The organism is Hoeflea marina, from assembly GCF_003182275.1.
Lineage (GTDB): Bacteria > Pseudomonadota > Alphaproteobacteria > Rhizobiales > Rhizobiaceae > Hoeflea > Hoeflea marina.
Genome location: NZ_QGTR01000002.1, coordinates 825,860 through 838,043 on the forward strand (window position 1 = coordinate 825,860; position 12,184 = coordinate 838,043).

At 65.0% G+C, this 12,184-nt stretch carries 12 protein-coding genes; 4 read left to right on the forward strand and 8 right to left on the reverse strand.

Going from position 1 to position 12,184, the window contains the following annotated elements; translation table 11 throughout:
* Positions 1-30 precede the first annotated feature (30 nt).
* Both DFR52_RS10300 and DFR52_RS10305 read right to left on the reverse strand, forming a co-directional pair.
* Positions 31-816, reverse strand: a complete 786-nt coding sequence (locus tag DFR52_RS10300; protein WP_158284927.1) for a MipA/OmpV family protein — start codon at positions 814-816, stop codon at positions 31-33.
* A 113-nt stretch (positions 817-929) separates the two neighbouring features.
* Positions 930-1,562, reverse strand: coding sequence for a class I SAM-dependent DNA methyltransferase (locus DFR52_RS10305; protein WP_110031830.1), 633 nt, complete (start codon positions 1,560-1,562; stop codon positions 930-932).
* Between the two features lie 115 nt (positions 1,563-1,677).
* On the opposite strand from DFR52_RS10305, the gene DFR52_RS10310 reads away from it, so the two are divergent.
* On the forward strand, positions 1,678-2,589 hold the full coding sequence (locus tag DFR52_RS10310; RefSeq protein WP_110031831.1) for a phosphotransferase family protein: 912 nt from the start codon (positions 1,678-1,680) through the stop codon (positions 2,587-2,589).
* Positions 2,590-2,620: 31 nt separating this feature from the next.
* A complete protein-coding gene (locus tag DFR52_RS10315; protein WP_110031832.1) occupies positions 2,621-4,171 on the forward strand; it encodes a CYTH and CHAD domain-containing protein in 1,551 nt (516 codons plus the stop codon).
* A 25-nt stretch (positions 4,172-4,196) separates the two neighbouring features.
* Here the strand turns inward: DFR52_RS10315 and DFR52_RS10320 are convergent, their stop codons facing one another.
* The 3 genes from DFR52_RS10320 to DFR52_RS10330 all read right to left on the reverse strand — a co-directional run bounded on the left by DFR52_RS10320 (position 4,197) and on the right by DFR52_RS10330 (position 6,994).
* A complete protein-coding gene (locus tag DFR52_RS10320; protein WP_110031833.1) occupies positions 4,197-5,519 on the reverse strand; it encodes a GGDEF domain-containing protein in 1,323 nt (440 codons plus the stop codon).
* 256 nt (positions 5,520-5,775) lie between these two features.
* The gene (locus DFR52_RS10325) at positions 5,776-6,204 is read right to left on the reverse strand and encodes a DUF1330 domain-containing protein (RefSeq protein WP_110031834.1); all 429 of its coding nucleotides are present in this window, start codon (positions 6,202-6,204) and stop codon (positions 5,776-5,778) included.
* 1 nt (position 6,205) lies between these two features.
* The gene (locus DFR52_RS10330) at positions 6,206-6,994 is read right to left on the reverse strand and encodes a crotonase/enoyl-CoA hydratase family protein (RefSeq protein ID WP_210205815.1); all 789 of its coding nucleotides are present in this window, start codon (positions 6,992-6,994) and stop codon (positions 6,206-6,208) included.
* Positions 6,995-7,074: 80 nt separating this feature from the next.
* Here DFR52_RS10330 and DFR52_RS10335 point away from each other — a divergent pair, with 80 nt between their 5' ends.
* Positions 7,075-7,659 (forward strand): TetR/AcrR family transcriptional regulator, encoded by a 585-nt coding sequence (locus DFR52_RS10335; RefSeq protein WP_110032065.1) that lies wholly within the window; start codon positions 7,075-7,077, stop codon positions 7,657-7,659.
* 257 nt (positions 7,660-7,916) lie between these two features.
* Here DFR52_RS10335 and cysN read toward each other — a convergent pair whose 3' ends face one another.
* Genes cysN through DFR52_RS10350 form a run of 3 tightly spaced genes read right to left on the reverse strand, consistent with a single transcriptional unit; the run spans position 7,917 to position 11,138 of the window.
* On the reverse strand, positions 7,917-9,383 hold the full coding sequence (cysN, locus tag DFR52_RS10340) for a sulfate adenylyltransferase subunit CysN (RefSeq protein ID WP_110031835.1): 1,467 nt from the start codon (positions 9,381-9,383) through the stop codon (positions 7,917-7,919).
* Positions 9,383-10,348, reverse strand: coding sequence for a sulfate adenylyltransferase subunit CysD (cysD, locus tag DFR52_RS10345; protein WP_110032066.1), 966 nt, complete (start codon positions 10,346-10,348; stop codon positions 9,383-9,385). The genes cysN and cysD overlap by 1 nt, the downstream gene beginning before the upstream one ends.
* A gap of 10 nt (positions 10,349-10,358) precedes the next feature.
* Positions 10,359-11,138, reverse strand: a complete 780-nt coding sequence (locus tag DFR52_RS10350; protein ID WP_110031836.1) for a phosphoadenylyl-sulfate reductase — start codon at positions 11,136-11,138, stop codon at positions 10,359-10,361.
* 203 nt (positions 11,139-11,341) lie between these two features.
* Between DFR52_RS10350 and cysQ the strand changes: the two genes are divergently transcribed.
* The gene (cysQ, locus tag DFR52_RS10355) at positions 11,342-12,166 is read left to right on the forward strand and encodes a 3'(2'),5'-bisphosphate nucleotidase CysQ (protein ID WP_245415278.1); all 825 of its coding nucleotides are present in this window, start codon (positions 11,342-11,344) and stop codon (positions 12,164-12,166) included.
* Positions 12,167-12,184: the final 18 nt, after the last annotated feature.

Consider the following 12,184-nt stretch of genomic DNA (forward strand, 5'->3'; position numbering starts at 1 on the left):
CCTTTGGCAAATCAGGAGGGGCGGCCAGGATCAGAACCCGATCTGGAACTTGCGGATCAGGCCGATGCGGGCGGTGTACTGGTCCTTCGAGCCGGCGGCGATCAGCGGCGAATCGGCCGCGTCGCCCACCAGTCGGTTCCAGCTGGCGCCGGCTTCGCCCGCCCAATGGTCGTTGAAATCATAGCGCGCATTGACCGCCACGCCGACCGACTTGAGCCCGCCGCCGGCGCTGTAGGCCGAGTAGCCCGACGTGATCGATTCCGCGGGGGTCACGCCGAAATAGGCATTCATGTAGTCGGCCGAGGCGAAGGAAAGGCGCGGTCCGGCCGACAGCGTCAGCCGCGACACCGGCTCGATCAGATAGTCCGCGCCGATTTCCGCCACGATGCCGTGGTGGCCCGACACGCCGTAGCGGACGTCGCCGAAGACGCTGACCGGGCCGGCGGTGTATTTGAGGCCGGCGCCGAGCTCGATCGCGGCATCGACCGGCTCCATGCCGGTGAGAGCCGGCTCGTCGCCGGCGTCACGCTCGCCGATGTAGCGGAAGGACGGTCGGAAGTTGAGGCCCTCGTTGTCGCCGCCGCCGAGCGAAAAGCCGTTGGAGAGCCTGAGATAGTTGAAGCTGATGATCGGATAGGGGCTGAGCAGATAGCGGTTCGAGCCCTCGTAGCTGGGTGCCACCATGCCGCCAAGGCCGACTTCGAAGCCGATGCCCGGCGCCGATGCGTCCTGGGCCGAGGCCGAAAGCGGCAGCACAAGCATCGCCGCTCCGCAGCCAAGCATCAGGGTCGTGGTGCGCAATCTCTGCATGGTCATGAACGTCGCTTTCATTGGATCTCGGCCGGCCGGGCAGGGCGGTGGTAGCACCCATTAAGCGGCGCGATCCCTAAATATTGTCTTTCATTTTTGCAAATCGGCCGCTTTCCCCCTCACCGTACCTTCATTGCCACACAGCGGCTCGGTTCGGTGCCGGCTTCGCCGGGCATCGAGATGTAGGGGCCGGTGTCGTCGATCAGCTTGAGCATTCCCTTTTCCTCGAAGGAGGCCACATGGGCGCCGAAGCTGCTCGCCCACATGAGATCCTTGATGGTCAGCACGATCACGCCCCCGGGCCGGCAGATGCGGACGAGGTCATCGAGCCCTTCCGATCCGACATGGCCGGCAGTGAACACGCCGGTCGAGATAATGGCGGCGAAACGGTCGCTCGGAAACGGCAGCTCGCCGCCGAGCGGTGCCCGGTGCAGCGCGGTATAGATGCGCTTGCGTTCGGCCACCTTGAGCATGCCCTCGGAGATGTCGAGCGCCTCGGCTTCGGGATAGCCGAGGATCGCCAGCCACTCGCCGATCAGGCCGGTGCCGGCGCCGGCGTCGAGCAGCGGCGCCGCGCCTTTTTCGACATGGCGCGCGAGCATGGCGAGAGCGATCGCCGGGTGGCGGTAGCCGACCTTGGACATGTCGGCGTCGTAGTTCTCCGCCCAGTCGTTGTAGAGACTGGCGAGTTCCTCGGGCTTTTGCGCCGAATAGACCCCGCTGAGCCGCGCCGTCTTGTCCTGGTCGTTCATTGCGTTCTCCGATCGCGATTGCATCTTTGCCTGCCAAACCATAACCTTGGCCCGGACTTTGTGAAACTGTGCCGGACAAGATATTGCGGCGGGCCGGGCCGGCGGAGGCGAGAGCATGGACACGGAATCCGAACACCGGCTTCAGCATGCGCTGGCGACCATCGCCGCGCTGGACGGTCACATTGGTCCGGTCGAACGGCTCGGCGGCCTGACCAATCTTGTCTTCCGCGTCGGCGACTACTGCCTCAGGCTGCCGGGCAAGGGCACGGAGGAGTACATCAACCGCGCCCATGAGGCGGTCGCGGCGCGCGAGGCGGCCGGCGCCGGCGTCAGCCCAGAGGTGGTCCATGTCGATGCCGCCACCGGCATCATGGTCACCTGTTTCATCGAGGGGGCGAGGACGATGTCGCCGAGGGCCTTCCGCGACGACCCCGGCTCGGTGCGCCGCGCCGGGGAGGCGTTCAGGCAGTTGCACGGCTCGGGCGCGCAATTCCCCTCCACCTTCGACCTCTTCGCCATGATCGACGACTATCTGTCGATCCTGTCGAAAAAGGACGTGGCGCTGCCTCATGGCTATCATGATGCCGTAGCCCTGGCGGAGAATGTCCGTGCCGCGCTCGCCGCCCGTTCACTGCCGTCCGTCACCTGCCATTGCGACCCGCTGTGCGAGAACTTCCTCGACACGGGCGAACGCATCTGGATCGTCGACTGGGAATATTCCGGCATGAACGATCCGATGTGGGATCTCGGCGACCTGTCGGTGGAGGGCGAATTCGACGCCGACCAGGACGAGGCGTTGCTCGATGCCTATTTCGGCGGCGTGCCTGCTCCCGCCGATCGCGGTCGCATGGTCATCTACAAGGCGATGTGCGATCTTCTGTGGACCCTGTGGGGACTGATCCAGCTCGCCAACGGCAATCCCGCGGATGATTTCCGCGCCTATGCAGAGCGCCGATTTGCCCGCTGCCGCAAGCTGATGGCATCGGTGGAATTCGCCACCAGTCTCGAAGCGGTGCGCCGCGGCTGATGGTTCGTGTGTCCGTGTCTGGAGCAGAGCAATGAACGAGGTCGAGCTCAAGCTGATCGTCGACGAGGCCCGGAGCGCGCAGATCTGGCCGCGCGCGGTGGAGCTCGGCCTCTGTCCGGAGCTGCCGGCGCCGCGCGAGCTCGATTCCACCTATTTCGACACGCCCGGCCACGATCTCAAACGCGCGGGGATCGCGCTCCGGCTCCGGCATGACGGTCCCGACTGGGTCCAGACGGTCAAATGCGGGCGGCAGTTGCATGGCGGGCTTTCGCGGGCGACCGAACTTGAATGTCTTGTGCCCGAAGACCGGATCGACATCGAGGTCATTGCCGACAGGCGGCTGCGCAAGCGCATTCGTCGCCTGGTCGGTGAAGCCGCGCTGGAGCCCGTCTGCCGGACGCGCATGCAGCGCATGTCGGGTCATCTGTCGCTCGCCGACGGGTCCCGGGTCGAGCTTGCCGTCGACATCGGCCGAATTTCGGCGGGCGACAGGTCCGCGGACTTTCGTGAAATGGAGATCGAACTCATCGAGGGCGAAGCGGCATCGCTGTTCCGGCTGGCGGGCGAGTTGCTGCCCGCTGGCGGCCTGCGGTTTTCACGCCACTCCAAGTCGGAGCGCGGTTACATGCTGGCCGAGCAGGGCCATATCGAGCCGCCGCTTTCGCCGCGCAAGGCCGCGTCCGTGCCGCTCTCGCCCCACTGGCCGCTCGATCGCGCGGTGCTGGAAACGCTGCGCGAATGCATGGAGCAGATCTCGGTCAACACGGTGGTGACCTGTCGGATCGAAGACCCGGAAGGACCCCATCAGCTGCGCATCGGGCTTCGCCGGCTGCGAAGCCTGTTCTCTGTCTTCGCTCCGGTCATGACCGGGCCGGACATTCGCGCCCTGCGCAACGAGGCCCGCTGGCTCGGCCGTGAGGTTGGTCGCCTTCGCGACAGCGATGCCGTCGCCCGCGACGTCGTCGCGCCGCTGGCGGGTCGAAACCGCGAGGATCCGGGATTTGCCGCGCTGCTCGTGGCCATGGACGTGGAAACAGCCGAGCGCCGCAATGCCCTGCGCACCGTGCTCGCGGGTCCGCGCACCCAGGCCCTGCTGCTGGATCTCGCCCGGGTGATCGAGACATGGGGCGAGCGGGCACCGGCCGACGCCGAACGGGCCGAACTGCTTGCCCGGCCGGTGGGCGGCTTTGCCGCCAAGGCGCTTGACCGGCGCTGGCGCAAGGTGCGCGCGAAGTCCGGCGGGCTCGACGACCCGGCAGTCGAGGCGCGCCATGAACTGCGCAAGGAATTGAAGAAGCTGCGCTACACGACGGAATTCCTCGCGCCGGTCTACCGCGCCCGGCGGGTCCGACCGTTTCTCCGGCACCTCAAGCGGCTGCAAGCCATTTTCGGAGGATTCATGGATGCGGAAACCACGCAGTCGCTGCTCACGGGATACGAGCTCGCCGGAAACCCGGATCTGGCCCTCCAGCGCGCCATAGGCTGGACCATCGGCGCCAGCCAGACGCGCGCCGAGCTGAACTGGACCGATGCCAGGAAGCGATGGGCGGATCTCGAAAAGGTGAAGCCGTTCTGGAAGTAGCCGCGCTCACCGCCCGGCGCCATCGTCACGCGACCTGGCGGGGCTTTTCGGCTCTTGAGCTTTTCACCGAGTAGGCCTGGACGGCCGAACCCGCGCCAGGGGGCGCCACCTCAATGCGGTTCTTGCCATTGCGCTTGGCTTCATAGAGCGCATCGTCGGCCCGTCGCATCAGCGCTTCCGCTGTTGCGTCCCCCTGCCGGATCGCCAGGCCGATGCTGACGGTGACCTTCGTCGCCGTGGCGCTGCCGGGCTCGGCCAGCCGCAGGGATTCGATCGCCGAACGGATCCGCTCGGCCACGCCGGCAGCATGAGTGGGGGAGGTGTCGGTGAGCACGATGAGAAATTCCTCCCCGCCATATCGCGAGACAATGTCGCTGTCGCGCAGCACCTCGCGGATTTCGACCGCGACCGCCTTGATGCAGGTGTCACCGGCGGTGTGGCCGTAGGTGTCGTTGAGGCGCTTGAAGTCGTCGATATCGATCATCAGGAAGGCGATTTCCGACTGGGAATTGTCTCCCTCATTCCAGATCGTGTCGATATGGACTTGCGTGGAGCGGCGGTTCTGGATCCCGGTCAGCGGATCGAGATTGGCCACCAGCTGCAGTTCGTCATAGAGCCGGGCGAGTTCCGCCTGGTCGCGCAGCTCGCGGATGCGGGATTTGAATCCGTTCCACTGGCTGCGCAGCGCCGCCCTGCGGGTGGTGGCGAATGTCAGCATGGCCGAGCTGTAGAAGACGCCGACCATTAATGCATGCGCGGGTTCGGTCGTCGGGCCGAGCACAAGCAGTGCGACATGCAGCGTCACGGCGGTCAGCACGCCGGCTATGGTCCAGCGGAATTCGATCGGGAAGAACAGGATCGCGGTGGCGACGGTGAACAGTCCGCCGGTGAGGTAGCGCTCATAGAGGGGGAAGCCCCCCAGGGCGCCGATCGCGCCGGCTTCCAGCATGACGGTGATCGCGACGGCCGTCAGCGTCGCCCCCTGGACCCAACGCGGCCGCTGTTGGCCCCAGACCATGTAGATCGCAAACAGAATCGAGGATCCGAAGATCCCGCGGATGACCAGACTCGGCACCAGTACGGCGGGATCGAGAACCGTGTCGAAGAGGATCAGCAGCAGGTTGAAGAAGAAGGTCCATTTGAGCCAGGACCGCGGCTTCAGAGAGTGAGCCGCCCAGTAATAGCGGTCGTAGATCTCGATGAGCTCCGGCGAGCTGGCACCAAAACTGCTGGCGGCGGCAAGCTCGCTGTCGGGCAAAATGTCGCTGTTGGCGGTCGCCGCGCTCAAGGCGTCATGATAGACGCGCCGGCTGTCGTTCCGGTGCTTTTCGGCGGTGTGTTTCAACATCGAGACAAGGTGGCCTCAATTCATGAACAAAGCCTGCGCCGGTTGATGAAACTTTTCATCAGCTGAAAATAGCAGTTGGCCGACGGACGACGCCCGTCCGCATCCGCTATTCGGTGTTCTCGATCCGGCTCTCGGAGCGATGCGTGGCCGCGAAGTCGCTTTCACGGAAACGTCCATGAGATGTGTGCGCAGGGTGATGGTCAAAGTTGAGGTACATTTGCCGCTGGCTGGGGTAAGGATGATTTTCCGAATTCGCTTAGCCAGCAAAGCTGTTGCCGGGGGCATTCGCGCAAAATCGCAGCAATCGGCTATCGAGGACGCCGGCCTGGCGATGGACCATCGCCTCGCGATAGATCGGGTCTTTCATCATGTCCACAAAAGCCCCGACGCTTGGATATTCTGCAACAAACGCAATGTGCCAGACCTCGCTTTGCGGTCCGACCATTGTCAATTCGTGTCCACCGCGCCAAACGATCTTGCCGCCTAATAGCTCAAATACGGGCGCGCTGATGTCACTGTAGCGAGTGTAAGCCTCTGCCCCCGTGGAAGCGCGGCCATCGGCGTAGTCCGCGTGGTCGCGCAGTCGGATGAGGTTCAGCATCTGGAGTGGACCCGGTCGCTGAGCGGTCTTGAATGCCTCCCATGTCTGTTTGGAGAAGCTTGTGTGAAAATCGTGATCTGACATTTCAATTTCCTTTGTAGTGTGGCGTCCGTCGGGCGATCCAGGCGTTCAGGCCTTCATGAACATCGTTGGTTGCGGCCATGCGGGCGAATTGTTCGCGTTCAATCAGCAGGCCTTGCTCAATGGTGGTGTTAAGGCCCCTGGTAACAGCCGTGATGATCCGCGCGGCGGCGAGAGACGAATGCCGGATGATGCGTTCCGCCAGATCAAAGGCTGCGGGCAGCAGGTGCTCATGCGGCACGACTGAGTTCACCAGCCCCAACTCGAAGGCTCGCCCGGGAGAGAAAGTTTCGCCCGTCAAAAGCAGTTCCAGCGCCCGCTTGCGCCCCGCCAGCCGGGGCAATCGCTGGGTTCCGCCAAATGTGGGCGGAATCCCTATGTTGATTTCCGGTTTGGCAAAGATTGCCTTCTCACTGGCCACGGCGAGATGCACGGCTTCGGTGATTTCACATCCGCCACCGAAGGCAATTCCATTGACAGCCGCGATGATCGGTTTCGGAAAAGACTCCAGCCGGGCCGTCATCGTCTGGCCACGCTTGCAAAAATCTCTGACGGCAATGTCCACGCCTGCTTTGACGCTTTGCGCGAACTCATGGATGTCGCCGCCGGCCGAAAATGCCCGGTCACCCGCGCCGGTCAGAACAATGGCCCTGACCGATGGATCGCACTCGATCTCATCCAGCAAGGTCAGCAGTCGCTCATTTGTGGCATAGTTGAGCGCGTTGAGTTTTTCGGGCCGGTTCAGTGTCAGAAGGGCGATTGCCCCTTTGGTCTCATAGGTGATCATGTCCATTATCAATGGTCTCCGCTTGTTTCCGAAAACCATACCGGCGCTCCGGATTGACGTATACTCACTGAGTAGTATACATGGCCATGACCACAGAGAACCGCTCCGCGAAAGACCGTATTCTGGATGCCGCTAACCAGCTGTTTTATGGGGAAGGAATTCGCGCCGTAAGCGTCGATGCGATCGCCGCCAGGGCCGGGGTAACGAAAAAGACGCTCTACTATCATTTCAAAAGCAAGGACGATTTGATCGAGGCCTATCTGGCGTCGCGCGATCAGCCCAACCTTGCTCTGTTCAAGAAGTGGTTTGATGAGGCCGAAGGCCTGCTCGCCGGCAAGGTTGAGGCAATTTTCTCCAATCTCTCAACTTCGGCACGTCATCCTAGATGGAAGGGATGCGGCTTTCTTCGTACAGCTGCAGAGCTGGCGAACATGCCGGGGCATCCGGCCATGAAGGTTGGAGCCGGGCACAAGAAGAAATTCGAGGCTTGGCTTTGTGAGGAATTCCGGGCCCGGGGAGCAGAAGGTCCGGAAGAACTGGCCCGTCACATCGTCTTGCTGATGGATGGCGCATTCTCGACCGTGCTGGTGCATCGCGATCCGGACTACATTCTGTCCGCCGGACGTGCCGCCAGCCAGATGGTGGCGCGCGCCACGCAGTCAACTGGCTGATCCGGACTGCACCGGCTTGGGACCAAGCAAGGGAGCCAACGAAGCCTTCTCGGCCAGAGAGATCCGGCCGCCGCCTTGGCAAAGTCGGCTACGCCCCAACAACTCAATCATGTTCTGATTGAAAACAGCCAAGTCGATTGGTCGTTCAATGAAGCGCGATCAGTCAAGGCCGTTCTCAGGCTCCGATCAGTAGCGACTTTGGTGAGATGATGTGGGGTTCGTCGCCAAACAGAGAAACCCCACATGAGATACGTCTTCTACTCCCCCTCAACCTCCTCCGGCCCGGACACCTTGATCTCCGCCCTGTGTGCCCGGGCGAAATCGCTCTCGCGGAAGGCTTCGGCAAGATGGGCGGGCAGGGTGATGGTCACCCGGTCCTGGTCGCCGTCATGGCCGAGGCTGCCCGGCCGGCCGCGCTTGCCCTCGATCATGCCGCCGGCCACCGTGTTGTTGGTCTCGGGATCGATGAGGATGAAGGCGCCGGTCTGCCGGTTGGTGTCGTAGGCGTCGAAGATCGCGGTTTCCTCGAAGTCGAGATGCACCGTGCCGATGGTGTTGAGCGGCAGCCGGGTGGCCGGCGACCAGGCGCCGGAGGCGAGGTCGAGGGCCGTCACCGGGCTCACCTGCACCCGCTGGCGCCGCGAACCGGCTTTCAGCCAGTAGCGCTTGCCGGCCTCGATGCCGTCGGGCGACAGCGCCACCAGCCGCGCCGAGAACGCCGTACCGGTGAGCGGCCGCTGGTCGATGGCGGCAATCATATCGCCACGGGCGATGTCGACCGGGCGGTCGAGCACCAGCGTGATGGCGTCGCCGGCGACGGCGGCGTTGCGGATGAGGTCGAAGGTGACGATCTGCCTGACATTGGCCTCGACGCCGGAGGGAAGCACCACGACGCTGTCGCCGGGCTTGATCGAGCCGCCGGTGACCGTGCCCTGATAGCCGCGGAAGCCTTCGCCGGGCCGCGAGACACGCTGCACGCCCATGCGGAAACCGGTCGACTGGCCGGCGCGCTGGGTGGCCTTCTCCAGCGCGTCGACCAGCGTCTGGCCTTCATACCAGGGCATCGAGCCGGTCGCCGGATAGACGATGTTCTCGCCCCTCAGCGCCGAGACCGGAATGGCGACGACATTGCGCACGCCGAGCGTCAGCGCCAGCTCGCGGAACTGCCGCGCGATGGCGTGAAAGCCGGCCTCGTCATAGTCGGTCAGGTCGATCTTGTTGACCGCCAGCACGAACTGGCGGATGCCCATCAGGGCCGCGATGGTGGCGTGGCGGCGGGTCTGTTCGAGCAGGCCGGTGCGGGCGTCGACCAGCAGCACGGCGAGGTCGGCGGTCGAGGCGCCGGTGGCCATGTTGCGGGTGTACTGCACGTGGCCGGGCGTGTCGGCGACGATGAAGGAGCGGCGGTCGGTGGCGAAATAGCGATAGGCGACATCGATGGTGATGCCCTGTTCGCGTTCGGCCTGCAGACCGTCGAGCAGCAGCGCGAAATCCGGCAGGCCGAGATCGTTCTGCTTGCCGGAATCGCGGTTGAGCGCCGCGGCCTGGTCCTCCTTGACCGCCTTGGTGTCCCACAGCAGCCGGCCGATCAGCGTCGACTTGCCGTCGTCCACCGAGCCGCAGGTGATGAAGCGCAGCGGCCGCGAGTCGCGCGTCACCGTGGAGGCTTCGGCCACGGGGACGATCGTCTGCTGCTCAATGGCGGGGGAAAGCTGGGCGGCCATCAGAAATATCCTTCGCGTTTCTTCTTTTCCATCGATCCGGCCTGGTCGCGGTCGATGGCGCGGCCCTGGCGTTCGGAGACGGTGGCAATTTCGAGCTCGTCGATGACTTCGGAAAGGGTCGTGGCCTGCGAGCGGATGGCGCCGGTCAGCGGAAAGCAACCCAGCGTCCGGAACCGGACCATCTCGGTTGTGATTTCCTCGCCCGGCAGCAGCTCGAGCCGTTCGTCCTCGGCGAGGATCAGCATGCCGTCGCGGTCGACCACCTTGCGCGGAGCGGCGTAATAGAGCGGCACCAGGTCGATTTCCTCGGCCTCGATGTAGCGCCAGATGTCGACTTCGGTCCAGTTGGACAGCGGAAAGGCGCGCACGCTCTCGCCCGGCCGGATCATGCCGTTGTAGATCGACCAGAGTTCCGGGCGCTGGTTGCGCGGGTCCCAGCTGTGCTCGGGCGTGCGGAACGAGTAGATCCGCTCCTTGGCGCGCGAGGCCTCCTCGTCGCGCCGCGCGCCGCCGAAGGCCGCGTCGAACTTGCCGGCGTCGAGCGCCTGCTTGAGCGCCTCGGTCTTCATGATGTCGGTGTAGCGCGAGGAGCCGTGGCTGAACGGGGTCACGCCCTCCGCCTTGCCGCGCGGATTGCTGTGCACGATCAGGTCGAGGCCGAGGCGGTCGGCGACCGAATCGCGGAAGGCGATCATCTCGCGGAACTTCCAGCCGGTGTCGACATGCAGCAGCGGGAAGGGGATCTTGCCGGGGTGGAACGCCTTGCGCGCCAGGTGCAGCAGCACCGAGGAATCCTTGCCGATCGAATAGAGCATCACTGGCCGCTCGAATTCGGCCGCCACCTCGCGGAAGATGTGGATGGCCTCGTTCTCCAGCGCCTTCAGGTGCGGATCGAGCGGCGGCCGGCCCCGGCCGTGCTCGACGAGCTTCAGGTGCCCGGCGGGCGCCGGATGGGTGGTGGTCATGGTCATGGGGTCAACCTTGAATCTGGGCGGTGGCGGGCACGACATGCAGGCCGCATTCGCGCTTGGCGTCGGCCTCCCACCACCAGCGGCCGGCGCGCTCGTTCTCGCCGGGCTTGATGGCGCGGGTGCAGGGCTCGCAGCCGATGGAGGGATAGCCGCGTGCATGCAGCGGATTGACCGGTATGTCGTCGGCCCGGACGCGCGCTTCCAGCGCATCGAGGGCGAAATCGGCCAGCGGATTGATCTTGATGACGCCGTGGGTGGCATCCCAGCTGGCGAACGGCGCGTCGGCGCGGTTCCGCGACTGGCCGCGGCGGATGCCGGTGATCCAGACGTCGGCGCCGGCGAGCGCGCGCGCCAGCGGCATCACTTTGCGCGCGTCGCAGCAGGCGTGGCGGGCCTCGACGCTGTCGTAGAAACCGTTGAGTCCGTACTGGGCGACGAAGCCGTCGACATCCTCGCGCCAGGGCTTGAGCGCCTCGATGGCAATGCCGTAGCGGCCGCGCGTGGCTTCGAGCAGCTCCAGCGTCTCGGCGAACAGCCGCCCGGTTTCGAGTGTGACGACGCTGATATCCGCGCCGGTGTCGGCTATGACGGCGGTCAGCACCTGGTCCTCGAGACCCAGACTGGTGGTGAACACGGCCCGGCCGAGGCTGGCCGCCTTGAGCAGGCGGCCAGGCAGCGGCAGTCGCGCCAGCTCCGCGTTCAGTGCGGCAATCTCGTCCTGCACCGCCGAAGGCCGGGGAGCATAGTCGATGGGCTGTCTGTTGGCTGCGTGCAGAGGGGCCATGGGCGTCTTCCTTTTGTGGCCCGCATGATCCCCCGGAGGGTCGCGTCAAACAAGGAACCACAACCCTATTGCGCCGCGGCAAGCGGTCTCAATTTCTAGCATTCCCGTCACGGGCGGAAAAAACGCGCGGCCCGCCGCCGCCGCCTCGCATGCCGGCATTGACCGGGACGTGCGGCGGTGGCACTGCAGGGTTGGCGACCAACATGCTGGACGGGACCATGATCGACTCCGCCTTTCTGGATTTTCTCGAACGCACCGCGATTGCCGCCGGTGCGGAGATCCTGCTGGTTCGCCAGTCAGGGGCGGTGGTCAGCTACAAGTCCGACGCCACCCCGGTCACCGGCGCCGACGAGCGCGCCGAGGCGCTGATCCTGGCGGCGCTGGCCGAACGCTACCCCGACATTCCGGTGGTGGCCGAGGAGCAGACGAGCGCCGGCCATTGCCCCGATTGCGGCGCAGGACGCTTCTTTCTCGTGGATGCGCTGGATGGCACCAAGGATTTCATCCAGGGCCGCGACGAATTCACGGTCAACATCGCGCTCATTGATGGCGAGGTCCCGGTCGCCGGCGTGGTTCACGCTCCGGCGATGCGCCGGACCTGGCGCGGCGGGCCGGATGGCGCCGATACGGCAGAGATCGGGCCCGACGGCTCCATCATCGGCCGCGTGCGCATTCGCACCCGGCCGATGCCGGCGCGGCCGACGGCGGTCAAGAGCTTCAGCCACAGTGAAACCGACACCGAGACCTTTCTGGCAGGCATTCCGGAGCACGACACCGCCGTCATCGGCTCGTCGCTGAAGTTCTGCATTGTCGCCGAGGGCAAGGCCGACATCTATCCGCGCCTTGTCAACCTGATGCAGTGGGACACGGCGGCCGGCGACGCGGTGCTGCGGGCGGCCGGTGGCGTCACGCTCACACCCGAAGGCGGGCCCGTCCTCTACGGTCAGCGCGACGGCAGCTACGCCAATTCCCGCTTCGTCAGCCTCGGATGCTCCGAAGTGCCCGACTGGATGCCCTCTGGCCGCTGACCCGTCGCGCCTGCGAAG

Coding starts and splice junctions, on each gene's coding strand:
- DFR52_RS10300 (WP_158284927.1), bottom strand. CDS start 816: ATGACCATGCAGAGATTGCGCACCACGACCCTGATGCTTGGCTGCGGA.
- DFR52_RS10305 (WP_110031830.1), bottom strand. CDS start 1,562: ATGAACGACCAGGACAAGACGGCGCGGCTCAGCGGGGTCTATTCGGCG.
- DFR52_RS10310 (WP_110031831.1), top strand. CDS start 1,678: ATGGACACGGAATCCGAACACCGGCTTCAGCATGCGCTGGCGACCATC.
- DFR52_RS10315 (WP_110031832.1), top strand. CDS start 2,621: ATGAACGAGGTCGAGCTCAAGCTGATCGTCGACGAGGCCCGGAGCGCG.
- DFR52_RS10320 (WP_110031833.1), bottom strand. CDS start 5,519: ATGTTGAAACACACCGCCGAAAAGCACCGGAACGACAGCCGGCGCGTC.
- DFR52_RS10325 (WP_110031834.1), bottom strand. CDS start 6,204: ATGTCAGATCACGATTTTCACACAAGCTTCTCCAAACAGACATGGGAG.
- DFR52_RS10330 (WP_210205815.1), bottom strand. CDS start 6,994: ATGGACATGATCACCTATGAGACCAAAGGGGCAATCGCCCTTCTGACA.
- DFR52_RS10335 (WP_110032065.1), top strand. CDS start 7,075: ATGACCACAGAGAACCGCTCCGCGAAAGACCGTATTCTGGATGCCGCT.
- cysN (WP_110031835.1), bottom strand. CDS start 9,383: ATGGCCGCCCAGCTTTCCCCCGCCATTGAGCAGCAGACGATCGTCCCC.
- cysD (WP_110032066.1), bottom strand. CDS start 10,348: ATGACCACCACCCATCCGGCGCCCGCCGGGCACCTGAAGCTCGTCGAG.
- DFR52_RS10350 (WP_110031836.1), bottom strand. CDS start 11,138: ATGGCCCCTCTGCACGCAGCCAACAGACAGCCCATCGACTATGCTCCC.
- cysQ (WP_245415278.1), top strand. CDS start 11,342: ATGCTGGACGGGACCATGATCGACTCCGCCTTTCTGGATTTTCTCGAA.